General features: G+C 64.7%; 25 protein-coding genes. 19 read left to right on the top strand and 6 right to left on the bottom strand.

Annotated features, from left to right (window positions below; genetic code table 11):
- The 3 genes from ACQR1I_RS33565 to queF form a co-directional block, all read right to left on the bottom strand.
- Positions 1 to 218: transposase (locus ACQR1I_RS33565; RefSeq protein ID WP_316197067.1), on the bottom strand; the 218-nt coding region annotated here is incomplete at its 3' end.
- 41 nt (positions 219 to 259) lie between these two features.
- Entirely contained in the window at positions 260 to 1,372 is a 1,113-nt protein-coding gene (locus ACQR1I_RS33560; protein ID WP_434870582.1) for an ATP-dependent nuclease, read from the bottom strand.
- Between the two features lie 174 nt (positions 1,373 to 1,546).
- Complete coding sequence (queF, locus tag ACQR1I_RS33555; protein WP_434870583.1) at positions 1,547 to 2,023, bottom strand: preQ(1) synthase; 477 nt, start codon at positions 2,021 to 2,023, stop codon at positions 1,547 to 1,549.
- 179 nt (positions 2,024 to 2,202) lie between these two features.
- Here queF and eno point away from each other — a divergent pair, with 179 nt between their 5' ends.
- From eno to ACQR1I_RS33465, 18 genes are all read left to right on the top strand, one after another.
- The gene (gene eno / locus ACQR1I_RS33550; protein ID WP_434870584.1) at positions 2,203 to 3,486 is read left to right on the top strand and encodes a phosphopyruvate hydratase; all 1,284 of its coding nucleotides are present in this window, start codon (positions 2,203 to 2,205) and stop codon (positions 3,484 to 3,486) included.
- Between the two features lie 31 nt (positions 3,487 to 3,517).
- Positions 3,518 to 4,660 carry a zinc-binding dehydrogenase gene (locus tag ACQR1I_RS33545; RefSeq protein WP_434870585.1) on the top strand — a complete coding sequence of 381 codons (1,143 nt, stop codon included), beginning with the start codon at positions 3,518 to 3,520 and terminating at the stop codon, positions 4,658 to 4,660.
- Positions 4,661 to 4,777: 117 nt separating this feature from the next.
- Positions 4,778 to 5,776, top strand: coding sequence for an MBL fold metallo-hydrolase (locus tag ACQR1I_RS33540; protein ID WP_434870586.1), 999 nt, complete (start codon positions 4,778 to 4,780; stop codon positions 5,774 to 5,776).
- A 202-nt stretch (positions 5,777 to 5,978) separates the two neighbouring features.
- Positions 5,979 to 7,154: a serine hydrolase domain-containing protein gene (locus ACQR1I_RS33535; protein WP_434870587.1), complete on the top strand. Its 1,176-nt coding sequence runs from the start codon at positions 5,979 to 5,981 to the stop codon at positions 7,152 to 7,154.
- A 116-nt stretch (positions 7,155 to 7,270) separates the two neighbouring features.
- Complete coding sequence (locus ACQR1I_RS33530) at positions 7,271 to 8,137, top strand: hypothetical protein (RefSeq protein WP_434870588.1); 867 nt, start codon at positions 7,271 to 7,273, stop codon at positions 8,135 to 8,137.
- A 146-nt stretch (positions 8,138 to 8,283) separates the two neighbouring features.
- Positions 8,284 to 8,841, top strand: coding sequence for an NADPH-dependent FMN reductase (locus ACQR1I_RS33525; RefSeq protein ID WP_434870589.1), 558 nt, complete (start codon positions 8,284 to 8,286; stop codon positions 8,839 to 8,841).
- A 174-nt stretch (positions 8,842 to 9,015) separates the two neighbouring features.
- Positions 9,016 to 9,333 carry an FtsB family cell division protein gene (locus ACQR1I_RS33520; protein ID WP_434870590.1) on the top strand — a complete coding sequence of 106 codons (318 nt, stop codon included), beginning with the start codon at positions 9,016 to 9,018 and terminating at the stop codon, positions 9,331 to 9,333.
- Positions 9,334 to 9,538: 205 nt separating this feature from the next.
- The gene (pdhA, locus tag ACQR1I_RS33515; RefSeq protein ID WP_434870591.1) at positions 9,539 to 10,561 is read left to right on the top strand and encodes a pyruvate dehydrogenase (acetyl-transferring) E1 component subunit alpha; all 1,023 of its coding nucleotides are present in this window, start codon (positions 9,539 to 9,541) and stop codon (positions 10,559 to 10,561) included.
- 29 nt (positions 10,562 to 10,590) lie between these two features.
- On the top strand, positions 10,591 to 11,964 hold the full coding sequence (locus ACQR1I_RS33510) for a pyruvate dehydrogenase complex E1 component subunit beta (RefSeq protein ID WP_434870592.1): 1,374 nt from the start codon (positions 10,591 to 10,593) through the stop codon (positions 11,962 to 11,964).
- Between the two features lie 11 nt (positions 11,965 to 11,975).
- A complete protein-coding gene (locus ACQR1I_RS33505) occupies positions 11,976 to 12,281 on the top strand; it encodes a DUF5076 domain-containing protein (RefSeq protein ID WP_434870593.1) in 306 nt (101 codons plus the stop codon).
- Between the two features lie 2 nt (positions 12,282 to 12,283).
- Complete coding sequence (locus tag ACQR1I_RS33500) at positions 12,284 to 13,630, top strand: pyruvate dehydrogenase complex dihydrolipoamide acetyltransferase (protein WP_434870594.1); 1,347 nt, start codon at positions 12,284 to 12,286, stop codon at positions 13,628 to 13,630.
- A gap of 39 nt (positions 13,631 to 13,669) precedes the next feature.
- A complete protein-coding gene (locus ACQR1I_RS33495) occupies positions 13,670 to 13,942 on the top strand; it encodes a hypothetical protein (RefSeq protein ID WP_434888872.1) in 273 nt (90 codons plus the stop codon).
- Positions 13,942 to 15,363, top strand: coding sequence for a dihydrolipoyl dehydrogenase (gene lpdA / locus ACQR1I_RS33490; RefSeq protein WP_434870596.1), 1,422 nt, complete (start codon positions 13,942 to 13,944; stop codon positions 15,361 to 15,363). The genes ACQR1I_RS33495 and lpdA overlap by 1 nt, the downstream gene beginning before the upstream one ends.
- A 313-nt stretch (positions 15,364 to 15,676) precedes the next feature.
- Positions 15,677 to 16,918 carry a threonine synthase gene (locus ACQR1I_RS33485; protein WP_434870597.1) on the top strand — a complete coding sequence of 414 codons (1,242 nt, stop codon included), beginning with the start codon at positions 15,677 to 15,679 and terminating at the stop codon, positions 16,916 to 16,918.
- Between the two features lie 70 nt (positions 16,919 to 16,988).
- The gene (locus ACQR1I_RS33480) at positions 16,989 to 17,960 is read left to right on the top strand and encodes a tripartite tricarboxylate transporter substrate binding protein BugD (protein WP_434870598.1); all 972 of its coding nucleotides are present in this window, start codon (positions 16,989 to 16,991) and stop codon (positions 17,958 to 17,960) included.
- 232 nt (positions 17,961 to 18,192) lie between these two features.
- On the top strand, positions 18,193 to 19,917 hold the full coding sequence (gene ilvD / locus ACQR1I_RS33475; protein ID WP_434870599.1) for a dihydroxy-acid dehydratase: 1,725 nt from the start codon (positions 18,193 to 18,195) through the stop codon (positions 19,915 to 19,917).
- A gap of 100 nt (positions 19,918 to 20,017) precedes the next feature.
- Positions 20,018 to 20,734, top strand: coding sequence for a tetratricopeptide repeat protein (locus ACQR1I_RS33470; RefSeq protein ID WP_434870714.1), 717 nt, complete (start codon positions 20,018 to 20,020; stop codon positions 20,732 to 20,734).
- A gap of 49 nt (positions 20,735 to 20,783) precedes the next feature.
- Positions 20,784 to 21,254 (top strand): GNAT family N-acetyltransferase, encoded by a 471-nt coding sequence (locus tag ACQR1I_RS33465; protein WP_434870715.1) that lies wholly within the window; start codon positions 20,784 to 20,786, stop codon positions 21,252 to 21,254.
- A 7-nt stretch (positions 21,255 to 21,261) separates the two neighbouring features.
- Here the strand turns inward: ACQR1I_RS33465 and xth are convergent, their stop codons facing one another.
- Positions 21,262 to 22,059 carry an exodeoxyribonuclease III gene (gene xth / locus ACQR1I_RS33460; RefSeq protein WP_434870600.1) on the bottom strand — a complete coding sequence of 266 codons (798 nt, stop codon included), beginning with the start codon at positions 22,057 to 22,059 and terminating at the stop codon, positions 21,262 to 21,264.
- A gap of 214 nt (positions 22,060 to 22,273) precedes the next feature.
- Here xth and ACQR1I_RS33455 point away from each other — a divergent pair, with 214 nt between their 5' ends.
- On the top strand, positions 22,274 to 23,296 hold the full coding sequence (locus ACQR1I_RS33455; protein WP_434870601.1) for an aldo/keto reductase: 1,023 nt from the start codon (positions 22,274 to 22,276) through the stop codon (positions 23,294 to 23,296).
- A gap of 110 nt (positions 23,297 to 23,406) precedes the next feature.
- Here the strand turns inward: ACQR1I_RS33455 and ACQR1I_RS33450 are convergent, their stop codons facing one another.
- The gene (locus ACQR1I_RS33450; protein WP_434870602.1) at positions 23,407 to 23,886 is read right to left on the bottom strand and encodes a ferritin-like domain-containing protein; all 480 of its coding nucleotides are present in this window, start codon (positions 23,884 to 23,886) and stop codon (positions 23,407 to 23,409) included.
- A gap of 82 nt (positions 23,887 to 23,968) precedes the next feature.
- Positions 23,969 to 24,874 (bottom strand): 2Fe-2S iron-sulfur cluster-binding protein, encoded by a 906-nt coding sequence (locus tag ACQR1I_RS33445; protein WP_434870603.1) that lies wholly within the window; start codon positions 24,872 to 24,874, stop codon positions 23,969 to 23,971.
- Positions 24,875 to 25,427 lie beyond the last annotated feature (553 nt).

Here is a 25,427-nt window from a genome sequence, read left to right as displayed (position 1 = left end):
GCGTCCGCCAGCAGCCGCTTCAGCCGCGTGTTCTCGTCCTCCAGCGTCTTCAGCCGCTTGGCCTCCGAGACGTCCATTCCACCGAACTTGGCCTTCCACTTGTAAATGCTGGCGTCGCTCACGCCATGCTTGCGGCACAGATCGGCGACCGGAACGCCAGCCTCGTGCTCCTTCAAAATCCCGATGATCTGCTCTTCCGTAAAGCGGCTGCGCTTCATGCTCTGGTCCTCGTTGGGGCCAGAACGAACTTCAAACTGGATTAAGCCCGAGGGGCAAGGTCACGTTCTTTGCGGAGGACCGATTCCTTGATTCTCGTTTGAACTCCATCGTTGGTGACGTGGAAAATTCCTGCTCCGGGTGTGTCGATAAAGGCGGCTGAATGTGTGGCGATGAAGTATTGGTTAGACGTTTTTTCCTGTAAATACGAGATCAGCTTCCTTTGCAGCAGCGGATGCAAATGACTTTCGGGTTCCTCGATGCAAACAATTTTCTCTTCGCTTATAGTGCAGAAAGCGGCGATCATTACAACTTCATGAATTCCGGTACCTAGGCTAGCAAGCGGCAGGACCTTGTTGTCCATATGAACGAGGACATGATTTCGATTGTGAGGAATTTCGATCCTTGCTTCTCGGCGTCCTGTTACGGTTTGCAAGAACTCGTTTATCTTCTTGAAGACTTCGAACTCGTGGCGCTTGTCGTGATCTGGGCTTTGAAGTTCGGCGAGGCGGTCGATAAGGCCGGCGCCGCTAAAATCAGCAAATGACTGCGATGCTGGGCCGATTTGTCGGTGTGTAGGAATAAATCTGCTGACCGGGCGGGGGCGGTGTTTTTGAAGCTCGAAAAAGGTTTTTAGAACATCAGGAATCCAGTCATCAGTCACTGATCCACTAGTGGCGCCCTTGTATATAAACGACCACAGTTGACGCCACAAACCGTCAACAAGCGCGCCGCGAACGGACCCCACTAGAGATTGATCAATATTTTTTGGTATCCAGATCAAATCGTCACCTGGGGCTGCTAGTTCCTCGCAGATGTTGTGAACAAGGTCGCTAGTTCTGTGGTCACTCCCATATTGAAGACGAATCCGACTATCGCCTATCGCTTTCACTATGGTGGATTCAAACGTCTCCTTGAGCACTCCAACGCGAAATTGCATTGGTCCTGTGTTCACACCCGTATACGCGTCGAGAGCCGTAAACTTCGGCTCCTCTGTCGACCCAAAGTGGCGGTGGATCGCGTTGAGGACAGTCGACTTGCCAACGTTGTTCGCACCAACGAAGAAATTGAAGGTCTTGAACGGCCCGAGCGCTTGAAGCTCCGGCCCGATGCCGCGAAAGTTTGCTAGTGCGATCCCTTCAAGAAAGACAGGCATTTGTTTTTTTCGACGCTTCATGCAAGCAAGGAAGACTTGCAGCTTAAAATGCTAGTTAAAACAGAGTCGCTCCGGTTTGCGAACAAGCGGCATATTGCTCATTTTTCTTCTAACGTTCGTTCCGGTGTTTCCAGGACGTCGCATGGTGCGTTGGGAACGTGCAATCCTGATCCCTCACCCCCGCCCACGATACGGTGCCACGCCCTGGTCCGGCACCCACAACCCCTTCGGCAGCTTCCCCGTCTGCCAGAATACGTCGATCGGGATGCCGCCGCGGGGATACCAGTAGCCGCCGATGCGGAGCCATTTGGGCTTGATCTCGGCGGCCAAGCGCTTGCCGATGGCGACCGTGCAGTCCTCGTGGAACGCGCCATGGTTGCGGAAGCTGGCCAGATACATTTTCAGCGACTTGGATTCGACCAGCCAGGGGCCGGGGGCGTAGTCGATGACGAGGTGGGCGAAGTCCGGTTGTCCCGTTACCGGGCATAGCGAGGTGAACTCCGGCACGGTGAAGCGGGCCAGGTAGTCGGTGTCCTTCTGCGGATTGGGGACGCGGTCCAGCGTCGCCGCCTCCGGGCTGTCGGGGGCCGCCACCGCGCGTCCCAGCTGAAGGCCGGCCGATGTCTTGGTGGGCTTGGATGTTTTCGCCATATCTCGTGTCACCTGTCGCAGCTGGCGTCCGTTTAGCCAATCGCGCCCCCTGCGTCATCCGCTTCGTGATTTGGCCGCGACTTCTACCGACTTCGACCCGAGTTGGCCTTTTCGGACCCCCGGGCTTGCGGTAGAAGCGGCGCAGCAATGCCCACCCGAAAAGCCCGCAAGAGGACCTCATGACCGCCATCGTCGACATCATCGGCCGCGAAATCCTGGACAGCCGCGGCAATCCCACGGTCGAGGTCGACGTCGTGCTGGAGGACGGCTCGGTCGGCCGCGCCGCCGTTCCCTCGGGCGCCTCGACCGGCGCCCATGAGGCGGTCGAGCTGCGCGACGGCGACAAGCACCGCTATCTCGGCAAGGGCGTGATGAAGGCGGTCGAGGCGATCAACGACGAGATCTACGAGGCGCTGAGCGACATGTCGGCGCACGACCAGGTCCAGATCGACCAGATCCTGATCGAGCTCGACGGCACCGAGAACAAGAGCCGGCTCGGCGCCAACGCCATCCTCGGCGTGTCGCTCGCCTGCGCCAAGGCGGCGGCGATCTCCTACGACATGCCGCTGTATCGCTATGTCGGCGGCACCTCGGCGCGCACCCTGCCGGTGCCGATGATGAACATCGTCAATGGCGGCGTCCATGCCGACAACCCGATCGACTTCCAGGAATTCATGATCATGCCGGTGGGCGCGCCGAGCTTCGCGGAAGCGCTGCGCTGCGGCTCGGAGATCTTCCACACGCTGAAGGGTGAGCTGAAGAAGGCCGGGCACAACACCAATGTCGGTGACGAGGGCGGCTTCGCGCCGAACCTGCCGTCGGCGGACGCCGCGCTCGACTTCGTCATGGCCGCGATCAACAAGGCCGGCTACACCGCCGGCGACGACGTCATGCTGGCGCTCGACTGCGCCGCGACCGAGTTCTTCAAGGACGGCAAGTATGTCTACGAGGGCGAGAACAAGTCCCGCTCGCGCTCCGAGCAGGCCAGGTACCTCGCCGACCTCGTCGCGCGTTATCCGATCTGCTCGATCGAGGACGGCATGTCCGAGGACGACATGGACGGCTGGAAGGAGCTGACCGACCTGGTCGGCCACAAGTGCCAGCTGGTCGGCGACGATCTGTTCGTCACCAACGTCAACCGCCTCGCCGACGGCATCCGCAACGGCCGCGCCAATTCGATCCTGATCAAGGTCAACCAGATCGGCACGCTGACCGAGACGCTCGCCGCGGTCGAGATGGCCTACAAGGCCGGCTACACCGCCGTGATGTCGCACCGGTCCGGCGAGACCGAGGATTCGACGATCGCCGATCTCGCGGTCGCCACCAATTGCGGGCAGATCAAGACCGGCTCGCTGGCGCGCGCCGACCGCACCGCCAAGTACAACCAGCTCTTGCGCATCGAGCAGGAGCTCGACGCCCAGGCCCGCTACGCCGGCCGTTACGCGCTGAAGGCGCTGGCCTGAGCCGCAGCTGAAGCAAACAGGGGAGGCACGCATGAGCGTCGAGACACAAGGCCTGCAGCTGCGGACATTGATCAAGCGCAGCGGCGAGCTCGAGCTGTCGCTCGTGGACGTGCCGACCCCGGAGCCCGGGCCGGACGAGGTCGTGGTGCGCATCGAGGCGGCGCCGATCAATCCGTCCGATCTCGGCCTGCTCGTCGGAGCCGCCGATCTGTCGACCGTGCAGGTTTCCGGCACCAAGGACCGTCCCGTCATCACGGCGAAGGTGCCCGAAGCCGGGATGCGGGCGATGGCTGCCCGCGTGGACGAGTCGATGCCGATCGGCAATGAGGGCGCCGGCGTCGTGGTCAAGACCGGCTCGTCGGACGCCGCCAAGGCGCTGATGGGGCGCACGGTCGCTGCGATCGGCGGCGCGATGTACAGCCAGTACCGCTGCCTCAAGGTCTCCGAGTGCCTGCCGCTGCCGGCGGGCACGACGCCGGAAGAGGGCGCCTCCTGCTTCGTCAATCCGCTGACCTCGCTCGGCATGACCGAGACGATGCGGCGGGAGGGCCATACGGCGCTGGTGCACACCGCGGCCGCCTCCAATCTCGGGCAGATGCTCAACAAGATCTGCCTCAAGGACGGTATTGCGCTGGTCAACATCGTGCGCAGTGCAGCACAGGCCGAGCTGCTGCGCGGCATCGGTGCCAAATACGTCGTGGATTCGACCTCGCCTGATTTCATGGACGAGCTGACCGCGGCGCTGGTCGAGACCGGCGCCACCATCGCCTTCGACGCGATCGGCGGCGGCAAGCTCGCCGGCCAGATCCTCACTGCGATGGAAGCAGCGATCAACAAGTCCGGCAAGCATCCGTACAGCCGCTACGGCTCGGCCGTGCACAAGCAGGTCTACATCTATGGCGGCCTGGACACGCGCCCGACCGAGATCACGCGAAGCTTCGGCATGACCTGGGGCGTCGGCGGCTGGCTGCTGTTTCCGTTCCTGATGAAGATCGGCCGGGCGGATGGCGAACGGCTGCGCCAGCGGGTCGTCGACGAGCTCAAGACGACGTTCGCGAGCCACTACACGAAGGTGATCTCCCTGGTCGAGACGCTCGATCCGGCCAACCTCGCCGCGTACGCCAAACGGGCAACTGGCGAAAAATTCCTTATCGACCCCAACAAAGTTAAGTGACCTAACGTCGCTCCTCAGACGTTGCGGACGGGCTTGCGTTTGGCCCGCGGCCGGAGACAATCCGCGCCGTTTTGGTTTTGGGGCGGTGTCTGCCGCGTATGCGCTGAGGAGATTGTCATGACTAACATCGATCGCCGTCGATTTCTCGCCGGTGCGGCCCTCGCCGGGGCCGCCGGCAGCTTGCCGCAACTGCTCGGCAGCGAGGCCCGCGCGGCCGTGGCGCCGGCCGGCGCGCAGGCGCCGGGCTTCTACCGCTACAAGGTCGGCGACTACGAATGCACCTCCGTCAATGACGGCGCGCGCACCTTCCCGATGCCCGACAAGTTCGTCGTCAATACGCCCAAGGAGGATGCGCTCGCGGCCGCGGAAGGCGGCTACATGCCGAAGGGCATGATCACGATCCCGTTCAATCCGCAGCTGATCAACACCGGCTCCAAGCTGGTGCTGATCGACACCGGCAACGGCGCCGGCGCGTTCGAGGCCAGCAAGGGCGCGGTCGGCCGCACCTTGCAGAACCTCGCCGCGGCGGGCGTCGATCCGAAGAGCATCGACGTCGTCGTGCTCTCGCACATGCATGGCGACCACATCAACGGCCTCAAGCTCGGCGACGGCTCGCTGGCGTTCCCGAATGCCGAGATCAAGGTGCCCGCCAAGGAGTGGGCGTTCTGGAATAGCGACGAGAATGCCGCCAAGGCGGAGACCGAGCTGATGAAGGGCAACTTCGCCAACTTCAAGAAGGTGTTCGGCGGGCTGGAGAACAAGGTCACGCAATACGAGTGGGACAAGGAGGTCGCGCCGGGCGTCACTGCGCTCGGCACGCCCGGCCACACGCCGGGCCACACCTCGTTCGCCGTCGCCTCGGGCAACGCCAAGGTGCTGATCCAGGCCGACGTCACCAACGTGCCCGAGCTGTTCCTGCGCAACCCCGACTGGCACGTGATGTTCGACACCGACGCCGCGATGGCGCAGGAGACACGGCACAAGTTCTACGACATGGCCGCGGCCGAGAAGGCGAGGGTGATCGGCTTCCACTTCTCCTTCCCCTCGGTGGGCTACGTCGAGAAGGATGGCCCGCGCTACCGGCTGATCCCGGCGCCGTGGAATCCGGTGCTGTAAGTTTCTCGTCATTGCGAGCGCAGCGAAGCAATCCAGGGCCGAGCAAGGACTCTGGATTGCTTCGTCGCTCCGCTTCTCGCAATGACGGAGGAAAGAGAGTGCCAGGCCGCCTTTGGGCGGCCTGTTCGTTTGTCCGGAGAGGTTCCGGGCTTTCCGTCGCGGCCGCGAACGCCTATGTCGGACGCATTCCACAGGGCCCCGCATGTCGACTGCACCATCTTCCTCCCGCGCCGATCTCTCCAACTGGCGCAGCGCGCCGTTCAGCCGCTGGGCGTTCCACAACATCCGGTCCATCCTGCCGGTCGCCGACATCGAGAGCGCGCCGGGCAGCGCCTGGCCGCTGCCGGCGAGCCCGGTTGCGTTCGATGAGTTCAGCCTGCGGCTGCCCAAGGGCGGCACGCTCGATCTCGACGGCTTCCTGAAGGCGACGGCGACCGACGGGCTCCTGATCCTGCACGACGGCCGCATCGTGTTCGAGCATTACGACGGCGGCACCGATCGCGACACGCCGCACATCCTGATGTCGGCGACCAAGTCGATCACCGGCCTGATGGCCGGCATCCTCGCCGGGCGCGGCGAGCTCGACATCGACGCCGAGATCACGCGCTACGTGCCGGAGGTGACTGAGACCGCCTATCGCGGCGCCACCCTCCGACAGCTCCTCGACATGCGCGCAGGCATCGTGTTCGACGGCATAGGCCTGCAGGCCTATGCCGACGCCGCCGGCTGGGAGCCGGTCGCGCAAGGCACCACGCCGAACCTGCACGATTTCTATGCGACGATGCGCGCCCAGGCGAAGCCGCATGGCGGCCCGTTCAGCTATGTCTCGTCCAACACCGATCTCCTGGGATGGGCGATCGAGCGCGCCACCGGCCGCAGCTTCGCGAGCCTCGTCGGCGCTCTGCTGTGGAAGCCGATGGGGGCGAGCGGCGAGGCCTTCATCACCCTCGACCGCAAGGGTGCCCCGCGCTGCACCGGCGGCTTCTGCGCCACCTTGCGCGACTTTGCCCGGCTTGGCCAGCTCATGCTCTCGGGCGGCCGCCGCGGCTCGCAGACCATCATCTCCGAGGCCTGGCTCGACGACATCAGGCACAACGGCGATATCAAGGCCTGGCGGGACGGCCAATGGCGCGACAGCTTCGCGGCCGTCAGCCGCAACATGCATTATCGCAGCGGCTGGTACGTCACCAACGACCAGCCGCAGCTGCTGTTCGCGATGGGCATTCACGGCCAGAACCTGTTCGTCGACGCCGCCAATAGGACCGTCATCGCCAAGCTGTCGAGCTGGTCGCAGCCGGTCGACGGCCAGGCGATCTGGCTGACGCATCAGGCCGTGGCGGAATTCACCCGCATTCTGCGCGAGCAGCCGGTCCGCTAGCGCCACCGCCCAGGGTGCGGCGGGGCTTCGGATCGCGGCAGGGTTGATACCGATCAAGGCGATCGGGGCTCGCGGGGCGCAGCTTTCTCAGCCAGCATCATGGACCGGAGGAGATCATGCGTCCGTTCCTTCTGGCCGCGGCCATCATGGGTCTCACAGTCAGTTTGTCGTCGCCGGCCCGCGCGGGATGCTGGCCCAGTGAAAGCTATCCGCTGGTCTGCTGGCTCGACACCAAGGGATGGGGCTGCGTTGCGCACCACGCGCTCACCGGCGCCAAGGCGGTCCACTATCCGCAACCCCGCTACTCATTCTACGAACTCGAAGCGACGCATTGGTGGACGTCCGGTCCGACCACGGCCTGTCCGCCGACCAAGACGACCAAGTTCACCGGCACCTGGGACCGCGAAACAGGTCTCGCCGAGGAAACCGCCACGACCACCGGCGGAACGTTGTCGCGCCACATCACCTGCAGCCACAACCCCTGGACCGGGCAGGGCCCGTCCGATGTGCCGATCTGCGCCTCGGCCGCGAACGATCCCAATGCGGGATCGCCGGCCTCGGCCGGTCTGCTGTCATCGAACCAGAAGTATGATCTGCTCCACGTCCAGGAGCCGCTGCATACGCGGTGTCAGCTGATCTCACCCTCCGAGTTCGGATCGACGTGGCTGAAAGGAAGCTCCGTCGTCCAGGTGGTCGTCGCGCATCACGAGTTTCAGGCCATCGAATGGCATCTGTGGTACATGCCGTTCTACGAGTTCGGCACATGGCAGGAGGTTCCGCCGCCGAAGCCGAAGTTCATCATGATGTGGCCAGCCACCAAATATTCCGAACGCCGGATCGCAACGTCCACCCACAAATTCTGGCTGAACAAGGCCGGCCGATGGAAGGTCGTCGCCGTGCCCAAGCCGACCTCGCCGCAGGCCCAGGCGATCGCGACGACCGTGACCAACGAATGCCCCGGCGCCTACTTCAACATTGAGTGACCGTTGAGTGACTGGCCGGGCCGTGATCGCCGGGCCGCGCGTTCGGGAAACACTGCGTTTCCTGGCGGTGGATGTTCATGCACTTGCATGAAATCGCGCGGAGCGCTTAAGGTCCGCCTACGGTTTCAACGCAGAAGGATGCTTTCATGCCCGCCCCGTATTCGATCGTCGCGCTCGTCGGCAGTCTCCGCAAGGAGAGCTTCACGCTCAAGATCGCGAAGGCGATGGCGAAGCTCGCGCCCGCCAGCCTCAAGATCGAGGTGGTCACGCTCGAAGGCCTGTCGTTCTTCAACCAGGACCTCGAGGCCAACCCGCCGGCAGACTGGCTCGCGCTGCGTGACAAGCTCAAGGCGTCGAACGGCGTGCTCATCCTGACGCCCGAATACAACCGCTCGATCCCGGGCGTGCTGAAGAACGCGATCGACATCGCCTCGCGCCCGTATGGACAGAGCTCGTTCCTCGGCAAGCCGGTCGGCCTGATTTCGAACTCGCCGGGCCCGCTCGGCGGCGTCGCTGCGGCCAAGCACCTGCAGAACATCATGCCGGGCATCTCCGGCCCGATCATGGGCCAGCCGGAGATCTATCTGAACGGCGTCGGCGATGCGTTCGACGGCCAGGGCGAGCTGACCAAGGAGTCGCTCAAGCCGGTGCTGCTGCAATATCTCGATGCCTTCGCAGCCTTCGTCGCCAAGCAGAACGGCTGAGACCTCGGGCTGCATGCGGCGCTCGCGCGGACCGCAGTCGCCAAGCGCATGACCGGTATGATCGGGGCAGGGGTGCCAGCGCGCCTTGCCCCGATTGGCTTCAAGACCGGGGCCGCTCACCCGCGCCGGCAGGGTTAGCGATTCCTTAACCGGGCTGCCTACATTCTCCCGGCCATGGTCTCCCGCGCACGCCTGAAATCCTTTCTCACCGGGCTCGCCCTCTACACGATGGCGGCGGCCATCGTCGGCTATTTCGGCATCAACGCCTACACCGGCCGCTATGGCCTGAATGCCCGGCAGGAGCTCGACCAGGAGATCGTGTCGCTCACCTCGGAGCTGGTCCGGCTGAAGCAGGAGCGGGCCGAGGGCGAGAAGCGGGTGTCGCTGCTGCGCTCCGACCGGGTCGATCCCGACATGCTCGACGAGCGCGCGCGCTTCCAGCTCGGCTATGCCAACCCGCACGACCTGATCCGCATTAATCGCCCGCAGTGACGTCGAGGTGACCGCCGCGGGCGATGATGGCTGCCACATAAGCGCGCAGCAGCATCAGGATTTCAAAATCGCTGCCCCTCGCATTCGATTATTTCGTGCTCGCTGCAGTGCGGCACGGGCAAAGTGAATGGCGGTTCACGCAGTCCTTTGACGTGCCATGGAGTTGAGTTAGAGAAAGCTACTTTTTCTCTCATCCGGAATTGCCATGGCCGCACCCAAGAAAACCGCCGCAAAGGAACACGGGCAGGACAGAGACAACGGCCCGCCGCCGGAATTCACCAGAGAACAGGAATTGGCTGCGCTGCGCGACATGCTGCTGATCCGTCGCTTTGAGGAGAAGGCGGGTCAGCTTTACGGCATGGGTGCGATCGGCGGCTTCTGCCATCTCTACATCGGCCAGGAGGCCGTCGTGGTCGGCATGCAGATGGCGCTGAAGGACGGCGACCAGGTCATCACCGGCTATCGCGATCACGGCCACATGCTGGCCTGCGGCATGGATGCCAAGGGTGTCATGGCCGAGCTCACGGGACGCCGCGGCGGCTATTCCAAGGGCAAGGGCGGCTCCATGCACATGTTCAGCATGGAGAAGAACTTCTTCGGCGGCCACGGCATCGTCGGCGCCCAGGTCTCGCTTGGCACCGGTCTGGCGCTGGCCAACCGCTACCGCGGCAACGACTCGGTCAGCGTCGCCTATTTCGGCGACGGCGCGGCGAACCAGGGCCAGGTCTATGAGAGCTTCAACATGGCGGAGCTCTGGAAGCTGCCGGTGATCTACGTCATCGAGAACAACCGCTATGCGATGGGCACGGCGGTGTCGCGCGCTTCGGCGCAGACCGACTTCTCCAAGCGCGGCATCTCCTTCAACATCCCGGGCGAGCAGGTCGACGGCATGGACGTGCGCGCCGTCAAGGCCGCCGGCGAGCGGGCCGCGGCCTGGTGCCGCGAGGGCAAGGGCCCGTTCATCCTGGAAATGCAGACCTATCGCTATCGCGGCCATTCGATGTCCGACCCGGCGAAGTACCGGACCCGTGAGGAGGTCGAGAAGGTCCGTCACGACCAGGATCCGATCGAGCAGGTCCGCAACCGCCTGCTGGCGGCGAAGGTCAGCGAGCAGGACCTCAAGGCGATCGACGCCGACGTGCGCAAGATCGTCAACGAGTCAGCCGATTTCGCGCAGGCCGATCCCGAGCCGGATCCCGCCGAGCTCTACACCGACGTCTATCGCTGAGCGCGCAAGCTGATATTCCTGGAGCTGATATGCCAATTCAAGTTTTGATGCCCGCGCTGTCGCCCACGATGGAGAAGGGCAACCTCGCCAAATGGCTGAAGAAGGAAGGCGAGGCGATCAAGTCGGGTGACGTGATCGCCGAGATCGAGACCGACAAGGCCACGATGGAAGTCGAGGCGACCGACGAAGGGACGCTCGGCAAGATCCTGATTCCCGAAGGCACCGCCGACGTCGCGGTCAACACGCCGATCGCAACCATCCTCGCCGATGGCGAGACGGCCGCTGATCTCGGCAAGGTGGCCGCGCCGGCCAAGCAGGCCGCTGAAGCCGCACCGACCGCTGCCGCCGAGGCGCCGGCCGTCTCTGCAGCCGCGCCGCAAGCCGTGGCGCAGCCCGATCCGGAAATTCCCGCCGGCACCGAGATGGTGACGGTGACCATTCGCGAGGCGCTGCGCGACGCGATGGCAGAGGAGATGCGCCGCGACGGCGACGTCTTCATCATGGGCGAGGAGGTCGCAGAGTATCAGGGCGCCTACAAGGTCACCCAGGGCCTGCTGCAGGAGTTCGGCGCCCGCCGCGTGATGGACACGCCGATCACCGAGCACGGTTTCGCCGGCATCGGCGTCGGTGCGGCGATGGCCGGCCTGAAGCCGATCGTCGAGTTCATGACCTTCAACTTCGCGATGCAGGCGATCGACCAGATCATCAACTCCGCGGCCAAGACCTTGTACATGTCCGGCGGCCAGATGGGCTGCTCGATCGTGTTCCGCGGGCCCAACGGCGCCGCCGCCCGCGTTGCCGCCCAGCATAGCCAGGACTACTCGTCCTGGTACTCGCACATTCCGGGCCTCAAGGTCGTCGCGCCGTATTCCGCGGCCGATGCGAAGGGCCTGCTGAAGGCCGCGATCCGCGATCCGAACCCGGTGATCTTCCTCGAGAACGAGGTGCTGTACGGTCACTCCGGCGAGGTGCCGAAGCTCGACGACTACATCATCCCGATCGGCAAGGCGCGCATCGCCCGCGCCGGCAAGGATGTGACGATCATCGCCTGGTCGAACGGCATGACCTACGCGTTGAAGGCCGCCGATGAGCTCGCCAAGGAGGGCATCGAGGCCGAGGTCATCGACCTGCGCACGCTGCGTCCGATGGACACCGAGACCATCATCGCCTCGGTCAAGAAGACCGGGCGGGCGGTCACGGTGGAAGAGGGCTGGGCGCAGAGCGGCGTCGGCGCCGAGATCGCCGCGCGCATCATGGAGCACGCCTTCGACTATCTCGATGCGCCGGTCACGCGCGTGTCGGGCAAGGACGTGCCGATGCCGTATGCGGCGAATCTCGAGAAGTTGGCGCTGCCCTCGGCTGCTGATGTCGTGCGGGCGGCCAAATCCGTGTGCTACCGCTAAGGGACCCCCAGATGGCCGGACCCAAGGAGCAGCCGCTGCCGCCCGACGTCGTCGGCCGCGAGGACGCCACCGAAGTGTTGCGCGCCTTCGTGCTCGATGGCGGGCTCTCGATCGCCTTCCAGCGCGCCTTCGAGGAGCCGGACGTGTGGGGGCTGCTCCTGGTCGACGTGGCCCGACATGCTGCGCGCGCCTATGCGCGCGAGAGCGAGTATTCCGAAGACGAGGCGCTGCAGCGCATCGTCGAGATGTTCGAAGCCGAGCTGGCTCGGCCGACTGATACGGGCACCACCAGCCCCAGGTCGAAACAAGGTCACTGATCATGCCGATCAACATTCTGATGCCCGCGCTGTCGCCGACGATGGAGAAGGGCAACCTCGCTCGTTGGCTCAAGAAGGAAGGCGACCAGGTCAAGTCCGGCGAGGTCATCGCCGAGATCGAGACCGACAAGGCCACGATGGAAGTCGAGGCGGTCGACGAAGGCACGCTCGCCAAGATCCTGGTGCCCGAGGGCACGCAGGACGTGCCGGTCAACGACGTGATCGCGGTGCTCGCCGGCGAAGGCGAGGACGTGAAGGCGTCCGGCAGCGCGCCGGCAGCGCCGAAGCCTGAGGCCAAGCCGACTGCGTCAGCGGCTCCCGCCGCGGCGCCGGCGCCTGCTGCTGCACCCGCGGCTATGCCGGCCGCCGCGCCTGCGCCAGCCGCACCTGCGGCTGCGCCCCAGGCCAACGGCCACGCCCGCATCTTCTCGTCGCCGTTGGCGCGCCGCCTTGCCAAGGATGCCGGCATCGATCTCGGCCGCATCACCGGCACCGGCCCGCATGGTCGCGTCGTCGCCCGCGACGTCGAGGATGCGAAGTCCGGTAAGGGCCTCAAAGCCGCGCCGTCGGCTGCTCCCGCCGCGGGCGCTCCTGCAGCAGCTCCGTCGATGTCCGACAAGCAGATCCTGGCGCTGTTCGAGCCGGGCTCCTACGAGGTCATCCCGCATGACGGCATGCGCCGCACGATCGCGCAGCGCCTGACCGCAGCGACGCAGACCGTCCCGCACTTCTACCTGACGATCGACTGCGACATCGGCAAGCTCTTGGCCGCGCGCGAGGAGATCAATGCGGCCGCTCCGAAGGACAAGGAGAAGAAGCCGCTCTACAAGATTTCGGTCAACGACTTCGTCATCAAGGCCATGGCAGTCGCGCTGCAGAAGATCCCGAACTGCAACGTCAGCTGGACCGAAGCCGGCATGGTCAAGCACAAGCATTCCGACGTCGGCGTTGCGGTGGCGATGCCCGGCGGCCTGATCACGCCGATCATCCGCAAGGCCGAAACCAAGACGCTGTCGGCGATCTCGAACGAGATGAAGGATTTTGCCGCGCGCGCGCGGACCCGGAAGCTGAAGCCGGAGGAATATCAGGGCGGCACCACGGCCGTGTCCAACCTCGGCATGTACGGCATCACGCACTTCACGGCGGTTATCAACCCGCCGCATGCGACGATCCTTGCGGTCGGCACGTCGGAGGAGCGGCCGGTGGTGCGCAACGGCAAGATCGAGATTGCCAGCATGATGAGCGTGACCTTGTCGTGCGATCACCGCGCCATCGACGGCGCGCTCGGCGCCGAGCTGATCGGCGCCTTCAAGCAGCTGATCGAAAACCCCGTGATGATGATGGTGTGAAGTTGTTTTCCGGAGCGGGATGGCTGACGGGGCCGGCGCATGCGTATAAGGACGCGGTGGCCCTGGATCACGGCATCGGCGAGCATCGTGGTATCAGCCAACCCGCTCGGGATCGACGTCATCCGATCTGCTTTCTTCTCCGGCGAGGCGCTGTCGCGCGGCATCTGGGCCCCGATCGTGCTCGCCGGGTTCGCGATCTCAGCCGCGCTGATGCTTGTCGAGGCCATGATCCGAAGCTGGATCTGGCGACGCTCCATCGGCAGCACCACGACGAACTCATATCCGACTGCTTCAGTTGAACGGGAGCCGTAATGGCCGACACATCCTTCGACGTCATCATCATCGGCTCGGGCCCGGGCGGCTACGTCACCGCGATCCGCGCTGCCCAGCTCGGCTTCAAGACCGCGATCATCGAGAAGTCGCATCTCGGCGGCATTTGCCTGAACTGGGGCTGCATCCCGACGAAGGCGCTGCTGCGGTCGGCCGAGATCTATCACTACATGCAGCATGCCAAGGACTACGGCCTGTCGGCGGAGAAGATCTCCTACGACCCGAAGGCGGTGGTGCAGCGCTCGCGCGGCGTCTCCAAGCGGCTCGCCGACGGCGTCGGCTTCCTGATGAAGAAGAACAAGGTGCAGGTGATCTGGGGCCGCGCCAACATCGACGCGCCCGGCAAGATCACGGTGACCAAGTCCGACGTGGAAGCGCCAAAGGGCGCGCTGGGCGAAGGCACCTACCAGGCCAAGCACATCATCGTCGCGACCGGCGCGCGGCCACGCGTGCTGCCGGGCCTGGAGCCGGACAAGAAGCTGGTCTGGACCTATTTCGAGGCGATGGTGCCCGACAAGATGCCGAAGTCGCTCTTGGTGGTCGGCTCCGGCGCGATCGGCATCGAGTTCGCCTCGTTCTTCCGCACCATGGGCTCGGAGGTCACCGTGGTCGAGGTGCTGCCGCAGATCCTGCCCGTGGAGGACGCCGAGATCGCCGGCATCGCCCGCAAGCAGCTGGAGAAGCAGGGCCTCAAGATCATGACCGGCGCCAAGGTCACCAAGCTCGACAAGAAGAGCGACAGCGTGGTGGCGACGATCGACGACGGCAAGGGTAAGATCGAGACGACCGAGTTTGACCGCGTGATCTCCGCGGTCGGCGTGGTCGGCAACATCGAGAACCTCGGGCTCGAGAAGCTCGGCGTGAAGACCGACCGTGGCTGCATCGTGATCGACGGCTACGGCAAGACCAACGTGCCCGGCCTCTACGCGATCGGCGACGTCGCAGGTCCGCCGATGCTGGCGCACAAGGCGGAGCATGAGGGCGTGGTCTGCATCGAGGCCATCAAGGGCCTGCATCCGCACCCGATGGACAAGAGCCTCATTCCAGGCTGCACCTATTGCCATCCGCAGGTGGCGTCCGTCGGCCTCACCGAGGCCAAGGCGAAAGAGCAGGGCCGCGACATCAGAGTCGGCCGCTTCCCCTTCGTCGGCAACGGCAAGGCGATCGCGCTCGGCGAGGACCAGGGCCTGGTCAAGGTGATCTTCGACAAGAAGACGGGCCAGTTGATCGGCGCGCACATGGTCGGCGCCGAGGTCACGGAGCTGATCCAGGGCTATGTCGTGGCGATGAACCTGGAGACGACCGAGGAAGAGCTGATGCACACCATCTTCCCGCATCCGACCCTGTCGGAGATGATGAAGGAAGCCGTGCTCGACGCCTATGGACGTGTGTTGAACATGTAGCTCCGCCCACCGGCCGTCATGCGCGGGCTTGACCCGCGCATCCATCCCGCTTCGGGAAACTTTTGCGAAGTGGATGAATTGCCGGGTCAAGCCCGGCAATGACGGAGAGGACCAGACGGGCTCACAAGAAAGTCCTGCCGTGAGACTTAGTGAACCACACGACAGAACATCCATTTCTAGATCCGCTCGTCATGCGCGGGCTTGACCCGCGCATCCATCCCGCTTTGGGAAACTTTTGCGAAGCGGATGGATTGCCGGGTCAAGCCCGGCAATGACGGATGTAACCAGACGGGCCTAAACAGAAAGTCCTGCCGTGAAATCCAGCGACAACCTCACCACCGAGCGCCCGACCTTCGTCACGCATCTCGAATGTGCGATGGAAGGCGATCATTATCCGGCGGACCAAATCCACAACCTCTCCAAGGCCGGCAAGCCGCTGCTGGTGCGCTACGATCTGGCCGGCGTGAGGCAGGCGTTGACCAAGGACGCGCTGGCGCAGCGGCCCGCCGACATGTGGCGCTATCGCGAGCTGCTGCCGGTGCGCAAATGCCAGGACATCGTCAGCCTCGGCGAGGTGATGACACCGCTGATCAATCTGCCGAAGCTCGGCAAGAAGCTCGGCGGCGGTGAGATCATCGTGAAGGATGAGGGACGATTGCCGACGGGATCGTTCAAGGCGCGCGGCCTGGTCATGGCCGTGTCGATGGGCAAGGCGCTCGGCATCACCCACATGGCGATGCCGACCAACGGCAATGCGGGTGCGGCGCTCGCGGCTTACGCGACCTCCTGCGGCATCAAGACCACGATCTTCTGCCCGGCCGATACGCCTGAAGTAAATGTCAGCGAGATCGAGTTGCAGGGCGCGACCGTCTACCGCGTCAATGGCCTGATCGATGATTGCGGCAAGATCGTCGGCGAAGGCAAGGCCAAGGTCGGCTGGTTCGACACCTCGACCCTGAAGGAGCCGTATCGCATCGAGGGCAAGAAGACGATGGGGCTGGAGCTCGCCGAGCAGCTCGGCTGGGACGTGCCCGACGTGATCTTCTATCCGACCGGCGGCGGTACCGGCCTGATCGGCATGTGGAAGGCGTTCGACGAACTGGAGAAGATCGGCTTCATCGGCGCCAAGCGCCCGCGCATGGTCGCGGTGCAGGCCTCCGGCTGCGCGCCGATGGTGCGCGCCTACGAAGCTGGCGTCGAGCATGCGACGCGTTGGGAGGATGCGCATACGATCGCGTCCGGCATCCGTGTGCCGCAGGCGGTCGGTGATTTCCTGATTCTGCGCGCCGTGCGCGAAAGCAAAGGCTTTGCGATCGCCGTCGACGATGACGCGATCTCCGCTGCTCTCAACGAGGTCGCGCGCGAGGAGGGGCTCTTGCTGTGCCCCGAAGGGGCTGCGACCTATGCCGCGTACAAGCAGAGCCTGGCCGATGGACGTGTGACGAAGAGCGACCGCGTCATGCTGTTCAATTGCGCCACGGGACTCAAATATCCGCTGCCGAAAGTCGAGCGCGCGCTCGATCGCCACCAGCCGATCGACTACACTCGGTTCTAACCGGACGGTCGGCATTGCGGCCTGGCGCCTGATCGTCCGACAACAAGGATCAGGCCCGGGGAGGACCGCGATGCGACGCCTGTTCGGCGCTGTGGTGATGGCGCTTGCCTTGTTTGGTGGACCCGCTGACGCGGAGACCTATCCGTCGCGCGCCATCACGGTGATCGTGCCGTTCGCCGCCGGCGGTCCCTCGGATGCGATGATGCGCATCCTCGCCGAGCACATGAAGCGGACGCTCGGCCAGCCGGTGCTGGTCGAGAACGTCACCGGCGCCGGCGGCTCCATCGGAGTCGGGCGCGCGGTGCGCTCCAAGCCAGACGGCTACACCGTGAGTTTCGGCCATCTCGGCACCCACGTGGCCAACGGCGCGGTGTATCGGCTCGGCTATGATCTCGTCGCCGATCTCGAGCCGGTGGTGCTGCTGCCGAGCAATCCGATGATCATCGTCAGCAGAAGCAACGTTCCGGCGAACTCGTTGACCGAATTCCTCGCCTGGCTGAAGTCGCAGCCGAATCCTGCATCCGCCGGCACGGCCGGCAACGGTTCCGGCAGCCACATCGCCGGGCTGTATCTCCAGCAGATCACCGGCATCAAGCTGCAATTCGTGCCCTATCGCGGCACGGGCCCGGCGATGAACGATCTCGTCGGCGGCCAGATCGATCTCATCGTCGATCAGACTTCCAACGCCATCAACCAGGTTCGCGCCGGCATGATTCGCGCCTACGCCGTCACCGACTCCAAGCGCCTCGACAGCGCGCCGGAGATTCCGACCACCGACGAGGCGGGCCTTTCAGGCTTCCACATGACGCTGTGGTCGGGCCTTTGGCTGCCCAAGGGAGCGCCGAAGGAGATCGTCGAAACGCTCAACGCCGCGGCCGTCGCGGCGCTGAATGACACGGATGTGCAGAATCAATTGAGAAACCTGGGGTTGCAAATGCCGGGGCCGGATCAGCGCACGCCGGAAGCGCTCGGAGCCGTGCAAAAGGCGGAAATCGGCAAGTGGTGGCCGATGATCCGGGCCGCAGGGGTGGTGCCAGAGTAATCTGGCGGTATTTTGCTCCTGACCAGATGGTTGCGGAACGGCCACGAATGTTGCGGCTCCGCCACAGTTTACGAAGTTTTGGTTACAATCTCGGGCCCTCCGCAAACGCGCCGCTTTTTGGCCACACCTGGTCGTGAAATACTTTGATCAGAATAGTACCTGTGCGTGTGAGGCTGCCAATCATCCCTCTTTAGGATAGGCATCTCCGAAGCACCGGGAGGCCAGAACAGCGATGGACGCGAAGACCGACATCAAGCGCAGGCTGCCCAGCCGTCACGTGACGGAAGGGCCGGAGCGTGCGCCGCATCGGTCGTATCTCTACGCGATGGGTCTGACCACGGCCCAGATCCACCAGCCCTTCGTCGGCGTCGCCTCGTGCTGGAACGAGGCCGCGCCCTGCAACATCGCCCTGATGCGGCAGGCCCAGGCGGTCAAGAAGGGCGTCGCCCATGCCGGCGGCACGCCGCGCGAATTCTGCACCATCACCGTGACCGACGGCATCGCGATGGGCCATGACGGCATGCGTTCGTCGCTGCCGTCGCGTGAGGCGATCGCCGATTCGGTCGAGCTCACGATCCGCGGCCATGCCTATGATGCGCTGGTCGGCCTCGCCGGCTGCGACAAATCGCTGCCGGGCATGATGATGGCGATGGTCCGGCTCAACGTGCCCTCGATCTTCATCTATGGCGGCTCGATCCTGCCGGGCAATTTCCGCGGCCAGCAGGTCACGGTGCAGGACATGTTCGAGGCCGTCGGCAAGCACTCGGTCGGCGCGATGTCGGACGGCGACCTCGACGAGCTCGAGCGCGTCGCCTGTCCGTCGGCCGGCGCCTGCGGCGCTCAGTTCACGGCCAACACCATGGCGACCGTGTCGGAAGCGATCGGGCTGGCGCTGCCTTACTCGGCTGGTGCTCCGGCTCCCTATGAGATCCGCGATTCGTTCTGCATGACCGCCGGCGAGAAGGTCATGGAGTTGATCGCAGCGAACATCCGGCCCCGCGACATCGTCACGCGGGCGTCGCTGGAGAATGCGGCGGCCGTCGTCGCGGCGTCCGGCGGGTCGACCAACGCGGCCCTCCACCTACCAGCGATTGCACACGAGGCCGGCATCAAGTTCGACTTATTTGACGTCGCCGAAATCTTCAAAAAGACACCTTATGTCGCGGATTTGAAGCCGGGTGGCCGCTATGTCGCCAAAGACATGTTTGAGGCTGGTGGAATTCCGCTGCTGATGAAGACGTTGCTCGACCACGGCTATTTGAACGGCGACTGCCTCACAGTCACCGGCCGTACGATCGCCGAAAATCTCAAAGGCGTGAAATGGAATCCGCACCAGGACGTGGTCAGGCCGGCCAACCAGCCGATCACTGCAACTGGAGGTGTTGTCGGACTGAAAGGCAATCTCGCGCCAGAGGGCGCGATCGTGAAAGTCGCGGGCATGTCGAACTTGAAATTCACTGGGCCGGCCCGCTGCTTCGATCGGGAAGAGGATGCCTTTGAAGCCGTACAGAAGCGCACCTATCGCGAGGGCGAGGTCATCGTGATCCGCTACGAGGGACCGCGTGGCGGTCCGGGCATGCGCGAGATGCTGCAGACCACGGCGGCGCTGACCGGCCAGGGGATGGGCGGCAAGATTGCGCTGATCACGGACGGCCGGTTCTCGGGCGCGACCCGCGGCTTCTGCATTGGCCACATCGGACCCGAGGCTGCGATCGGCGGACCGATCGCGCTGGTTGAAGATGGCGACATCATCGAAATCGACGCCGAGGCGGGTATCCTTAACGTCAAGTTGAGTGATGCCGAGCTCGCAACACGCAAGACCAAGTGGACGCCGCGTGAGACCCATCACACGTCAGGTGCACTTTGGAAATATGCCCAGCAGGTGGGACCGGCCGTGGCGGGGGCCGTCACTCACCCAGGTGGTGCGCAAGAGAAACATTGCTATGCGGACATCTGATCGAATCATTTTCGTATGGATGCTTGCGGTTGCTCCGCTCGCGTTGCCGTGGCCGTCGTTTGCATTCGACGGCGCGCCGGTGAACCAGGAGCCGATCGCGGTGGCTGGGCCGCAGTCGGGTGCGCCCGGCGCGCTGCGCAAGTCTGTTCCTGCCGCGACCGCAACGACCACGGCGCCGTCGCTGACGGCGTTGCAATATGCTGCCGAGGAAGGTCACCCGGTCGCGCAATTCAAGCTCGGCCGGATGTATGCCGCGGGCGATGGCGTCGTGCGCGACGACATCCGCGCCTTCGACTATTTCAGCCGCATCGCCAATGCGCATGCGGAGGATTCGCCGTCGGCGCCGCAGGCCCAGATCGTCGCCAACGCCTTCGTGGCGCTCGGCCGCTATTACCTCAGCGGGATTCCGAACTCCAAGGTGAAGGCGGATCCGGATCGCGCCCGCGAGATGTTCTCCTACGCCGCCTCCTACTTCGGCAACGCCGATGCCCAGTACGATCTGGCGCGGATGTACCTGAAGACGGCGGATGCCTCGCGCGACGATTTCCGTTACGGTGCGCGCTGGCTCGGCCTCGCCGCGCAGAAAGGCCAGCATCAGGCCCAGGCGCTGCTTGGCCAGATGCTGTTCAACGGCGACCGGCTGCCTCGGCAGGCCGCGCGCGGCCTGATGTGGCTGACGCTGGCGCGCGACAGCGCCGGTCCGGACGAGGTCTGGATCAAGGAAAGCTACAACCGCGCCTTTGCCAAGGCCTCGGACGACGACCGCGCCTCGGCGCTGCAGATGCTCGAGAGCTGGGTTCAGGGCAAGCGCGAGTAGGCGGAGCGGAATGCATCGCGTTCCCCTCCGCGTGACGGAGGGGCTGGAGATGATGATCCGCGAGGCGACCCCCGACGACGCTGCGGCGGCCTGCGCGGTGCTTCGCGCTTCCATCATCGAACTGTGCGCGGCCGATCACCGCGGCAACCCCGACATTCTCGCGCGCTGGCTTGCCAACAAGACACCGGAAATCGTTGCAACCTGGGCCGACGGGCAGGGCCGGTCATTGCTGGTCGCGGTCGAGGAGGGCGCGATTCTCGCCGTCGGCGGGCTCGCTTTTCCCGGCGAGATCACCGCGAACTACGTGTCGCCGCTGGCCCGGTTTCGTGGCGTCAGCTCGGCGATGGTGACCGAGCTGGAGCGGCGGGCGCGCGCGCTCGGGGCGCGGGAGATCGCGCTGCTCAGCACCGAGACGGCCCACCGATTCTATCTCGCCCGCGGCTACGTCGACGTCGGCGTTCCCGCCGGCAAGTTCGGCACGGCCGCGTCCTATCCGATGCGCAAGCCGCTCGGCGGCTAGCGCCGTTTCACGCGGACGCCGTCTCGAGATCGAAATCGGCCCACACCGGCACGTGATCCGACGGCTTCTCCCAGGCCCTGACATAGCTGTCGATGCCGACCTCGACCAGCCGGTCGCTGGCCTGCGGCGACAACAACAGATGATCGATCCGGATGCCCATGTTCTTCTGCCAGGCGCCCGCCTGATAGTCCCAGAACGTGTACTGCCCCGGCGCGTCGGTGACGGCGCGCAGCGCGTCAGTGAGCCCGAGCGACAGCAGCGACTGGAAGCTCTCGCGCGTCTCGGGGCGGAACAGCGCGTCCTCGCCCCAGGCCTCGGGATTGGACACGTCGGCCGCCGCGGGGATGACGTTGAAGTCGCCGGCGAGGATCAGCGGCTCCTCGGTCTTCAGCCGTTCACGCGCATAGTCACGAAGCCGCGACATCCATCTGAGCTTGTACGGATATTTGTCGGTGTTCGCCGGATTGCCGTTGGGCAGATAGAGACAGGCGATGCGCACCACGCCGCTCTTGAGGCTGACCACGCCTTCGAGGAACCGCGCATGTACGTCCTCGGCATCGCCGTCGAGCCCGGACTTGGTCTCGTCGAACGGCAGCTTCGACAGCAGTGCGACGCCGTTGAAGGTCTTCTGGCCGTGGGTCACGACGTTGTAGCCGAGCGCCTCGATCTCTAGCCTGGGGAAGGCGTCATCCGTGCATTTGATCTCCTGCAGGCAGACGATGTCCGGCGAGCATTCCTTCAGCCAGGTCACGAGGTGCTCGATCCGTTGCCGGACCGAATTGACGTTCCAGGTCGCGATGCGCATGGCCGGGTTCCAGAGACCTTCGGGGAGAGACGACCGGGTTAGACCAAGCCGCGGCGGCCTTGGTCAAGGCGGATCGCCGCGGGAATCACAGGCCGGTGCAGGAATGCCATGCGGGATGTCCCATGGCGGGCGGCCGCCAACCCACGTATTCATCGGGCCGTCGCGACGCTGGTCCAGACGACTCCAGCAGACCGCGAGACACAAGGAGACCATCATGGAGCATCGACGTCTCGGCCATTCCGGCCTCCGTGTGCCGGCCCTCAGCTTCGGCACCGCCACCTTCGGCGGCAGCAACGACTTCTTCAAGGCCTGGGGCGGCACCGACGCCGATGGCGCGTCGCGGCTGATCGATGTCTGCCTCGACCACGGCATCTCGATGTTCGACAGCGCCGACGCCTATTCCAGCGGTCTTGCCGAGACCATCCTCGGCCAGGCAATCAAGGGCAAGCGCAACCGGCTGCTGATTTCGACCAAGGGGACGTTTCCGAAGGGCGACGGTCCGAACGATTACGGCTCGTCGCGCCAGCACCTCATCGATGCGGTGGAGGGCTCGCTGATGCGGCTCGGCGTCGATCACATCGACCTCTATCAGCTGCACGGCCAGGACTACAACACGCCGGTCGAGGAGACGCTGTCGACGCTCGACCAGCTCGTGCGCGCCGGCAAGATCCGCTACATTGGCTGCTCGAATTTCTCCGGCTGGCACCTGATGAAGTCGCTCGCCGCCTCCGACCGCTATGGCTACCCGCGCTACGTCGCGCATCAGGCCTACTACTCGCTCTTGAACCGCGACTACGAATGGGAGCTGATGCCGCTCGGCCGCGACCAGGGCGTCGGCGCCGTGATCTGGAGCCCGCTCGGCTGGGGCAAGCTGACCGGCAAAATCCGCCGCGGACAGCCGGCCAAGCCCGGCACGCGCGCGCACGACATCGCCGGCACCGGGCCGCATTTCCAGGAGGAGCGGCTGTATCGCGTCGTCGATGCGCTCGACGGCGTCGCCAGGGAGACCGGCAAGACCATTCCGCAGGTCGCGCTGAACTGGCTCTCGCAGCGCCCGACGGTGTCGACCATCATCGTCGGCGCCCGCAACGAGAGCCAGCTGATCGAGAACATCGGTGCGGTCGGCTGGAGCCTGACGGCCGAGCAGGTGGCGACGCTCAACGCCGCCAGCGACATCCCCGCGGCCTATCCGGTCTGGCACCAGCGCGGCTTCCCGATGCTCAACGAGCGGCGCTAGCCGTCGCCAAGCGGAACGCTTGTGGATCGTCCGCCGCAGGCCTCGTGCCTGCGGCTTCGAGGCGTTTGACGACGTCGTCCGATCGGCGTCGCGCGCCTAGCGTCGCGGCGTCAGTCGACCACGGGCAGCGGCAGCCCGGCCGCATGCGCCGTGATCCACTTCTGCAGCTCGGCGACGTGCTCGCTTTCCTCCTCGGTGAACTCCTTCGCGAACACCTTGATTTCCGGATCATCCGTGGTGTCCAGGATGGTCTTGTAATACTCGTAGCTCGCGGTTTCCGCCTGCAGCGCGATCTCCAGCGCCTCTTCGCGGCCGACGAACGGATCGGCGGCCCAGATCGCGGCGGTCTCCGGACTCTCCGGCCCTGGCCATTGGAATTCATCGTGCTTTAGATCCGGCAGCTCGCGAAAGCCGCCGCGCTCCCGGGCCGATGCCAGGTGCAGGCGCGAGTAGTCGGCGAGCTGCCGGAACAGCCGCGCGACCTCGCGATTGCTGCAATTCTCCATCGCATCGGCCAGATGATCGAAGCGATCGGCGGCCTCGCGCTCCAGACGGATGGCGTGGACCAGGAATTCCTCAACGGTCATCATCGGTGTCTCCTTCGTCGTTCCGCAATGGACGGGCGCGCGCGGCCTGCCGCACCCGCTCGTCGCTTGCGAGCGCCTGTTCGGATCAATTCAGCGGCTGTGCGGCCGTCTTCTGCAGCCATTCCTCGCGGATGATCCAGGCTTCGAGCAGGCGGACGTGCTCGGCCTCCTCCTTGACGAACTCCTTGGCCATCGCGGCAATCTCGGGAATCCTGGTCTTGGCGGCGATCGACACGTAGAACTCGTAGCCCCGCTTCTCGCCTTCCAGGGCGGCCTTGAGCGCGTCGAGCCGCGACAGCGCGGCGTCGCCGGCCCACAGCGAGGTGCGCTCCGGCGTCTCGTGGTCCGGCCAGGCATAGTCCGGCGGGATCACCTTGGAGAGATCGATGTTGGCGGCGCGCGACTTCGCCTCGGCGAGGTGCAGCCGGGAGAAGCCGGCGAGCTGCCGGAACAGTGCCGCGACCTCGGTGTTGCCATGCTCCTCCATCTTGGCCGCGATGATGTCGAAGTGCAGCGCCGCGTCCTCTTCGACCTTGACGGCGTAGCCGAGGAATTCGTCGAGCGAGGCGATCTCAACCCCGCCGGTATAGTGCTTGACCGCGTGGGTGATGTGCGGACCTCGCGGCGGCACGGTCTCGTCGCCCTTGAAGTTGACGAGAATGTCCTCGTTGCGGACGAAGCACTGGCAGGCCAGCCGGTATTGCGGCGGCATGTCGTTGACCTCGGCGTTCTCGATCTCGACCTTGGAGATCTTGCCGAGCTGCTTCAGCATCTCCTTCTCTTTTTCGGTCAGTGCGATCCCGTATTTCGTTTTCGGGTTGAAGTGCGTGACCTCGACGAGACAGGATCCGCACTCGCCGTCCTGGCAATCGAACGGGATCGGAATCTTGTGCGCCTTGGCGACGCCAAGAATGGTGCCGCGATCGCCTGCGATTGCATAGACGGTGATGTCCCTCGGCAGTGAGGGTGATGAGAAAGTGACATTGGCCACGGGCGTCTCCTGTCGACGGCTGTCGGTGTGCCGCGTTGTCGTGTTGCGTTCAGCGTGCGTTCGGCGTCCTGTCAGCAAGTCGCATGCCATTAGTTCAACTAATTGAGATCAGGTGTATTTCGATGCACGAGCCATGCGGAATGGCGATGGCGCATTCCGCCGTGCGCGCTAGCCGACAAGCGGACGGGAGCGGCCCATTTGATCTGGATCAACGGGCATGGAGGACGCGCGCCGCAGCATGCGCGTCGAGCTCCGCCGCAACCTCGGTTGTCGTGACGACGATGCACGTCACGGGTTCCCGGAACAGGGTCAGGGTGCTGCGACGGGCGCTGCGAGCCTGACGAGGACCTCCGTCGTTCCGCTTTGCTGTGGAAGAGCGGCGCACGGCTCCCGCGTGCCCAGCGATGCGTGTTTGACGGCGAGGCCGGCGAAGCGATATCATCATGGCCGATCGTGACGCAGCCGTGCTTCGGTCATTCTGGAGCCGCTGCAGCGGGGGGCATCGACCCCGTATCGATCGGCGGTTGAGCCTCACGACTGTGCCGGACCCGCA

It is taken from the genome of Bradyrhizobium sp. HKCCYLS2038 (assembly GCF_051167655.1).
In the GTDB taxonomy this organism is placed as follows: domain Bacteria; phylum Pseudomonadota; class Alphaproteobacteria; order Rhizobiales; family Xanthobacteraceae; genus Bradyrhizobium.
This window is presented reverse-complemented; position numbering and strand designations above follow the sequence as displayed.

Bases quoted from the DNA above. Each gene is read 5' to 3' on its own strand.
- xth (WP_434870600.1), bottom strand. From the start codon at position 22,059: ATGCGCATCGCGACCTGGAACGTCAATTCGGTCCGGCAACGGATCGAG.
- ACQR1I_RS33450 (WP_434870602.1), bottom strand. From the start codon at position 23,886: ATGATGACCGTTGAGGAATTCCTGGTCCACGCCATCCGTCTGGAGCGC.
- ACQR1I_RS33455 (WP_434870601.1), top strand. From the start codon at position 22,274: ATGGAGCATCGACGTCTCGGCCATTCCGGCCTCCGTGTGCCGGCCCTC.
- ACQR1I_RS33505 (WP_434870593.1), top strand. From the start codon at position 11,976: ATGGCCGGACCCAAGGAGCAGCCGCTGCCGCCCGACGTCGTCGGCCGC.
- ACQR1I_RS33520 (WP_434870590.1), top strand. From the start codon at position 9,016: ATGGTCTCCCGCGCACGCCTGAAATCCTTTCTCACCGGGCTCGCCCTC.
- ACQR1I_RS33480 (WP_434870598.1), top strand. From the start codon at position 16,989: ATGCGACGCCTGTTCGGCGCTGTGGTGATGGCGCTTGCCTTGTTTGGT.
- ACQR1I_RS33535 (WP_434870587.1), top strand. From the start codon at position 5,979: ATGTCGACTGCACCATCTTCCTCCCGCGCCGATCTCTCCAACTGGCGC.
- ACQR1I_RS33560 (WP_434870582.1), bottom strand. From the start codon at position 1,372: ATGCCTGTCTTTCTTGAAGGGATCGCACTAGCAAACTTTCGCGGCATC.
- eno (WP_434870584.1), top strand. From the start codon at position 2,203: ATGACCGCCATCGTCGACATCATCGGCCGCGAAATCCTGGACAGCCGC.
- ACQR1I_RS33530 (WP_434870588.1), top strand. From the start codon at position 7,271: ATGCGTCCGTTCCTTCTGGCCGCGGCCATCATGGGTCTCACAGTCAGT.
- pdhA (WP_434870591.1), top strand. From the start codon at position 9,539: ATGGCCGCACCCAAGAAAACCGCCGCAAAGGAACACGGGCAGGACAGA.
- queF (WP_434870583.1), bottom strand. From the start codon at position 2,023: ATGGCGAAAACATCCAAGCCCACCAAGACATCGGCCGGCCTTCAGCTG.
- ACQR1I_RS33525 (WP_434870589.1), top strand. From the start codon at position 8,284: ATGCCCGCCCCGTATTCGATCGTCGCGCTCGTCGGCAGTCTCCGCAAG.
- ilvD (WP_434870599.1), top strand. From the start codon at position 18,193: ATGGACGCGAAGACCGACATCAAGCGCAGGCTGCCCAGCCGTCACGTG.
- ACQR1I_RS33495 (WP_434888872.1), top strand. From the start codon at position 13,670: ATGCGTATAAGGACGCGGTGGCCCTGGATCACGGCATCGGCGAGCATC.
- ACQR1I_RS33510 (WP_434870592.1), top strand. From the start codon at position 10,591: ATGCCAATTCAAGTTTTGATGCCCGCGCTGTCGCCCACGATGGAGAAG.
- ACQR1I_RS33540 (WP_434870586.1), top strand. From the start codon at position 4,778: ATGACTAACATCGATCGCCGTCGATTTCTCGCCGGTGCGGCCCTCGCC.
- ACQR1I_RS33500 (WP_434870594.1), top strand. From the start codon at position 12,284: ATGCCGATCAACATTCTGATGCCCGCGCTGTCGCCGACGATGGAGAAG.
- ACQR1I_RS33465 (WP_434870715.1), top strand. From the start codon at position 20,784: ATGATGATCCGCGAGGCGACCCCCGACGACGCTGCGGCGGCCTGCGCG.
- ACQR1I_RS33545 (WP_434870585.1), top strand. From the start codon at position 3,518: ATGAGCGTCGAGACACAAGGCCTGCAGCTGCGGACATTGATCAAGCGC.
- lpdA (WP_434870596.1), top strand. From the start codon at position 13,942: ATGGCCGACACATCCTTCGACGTCATCATCATCGGCTCGGGCCCGGGC.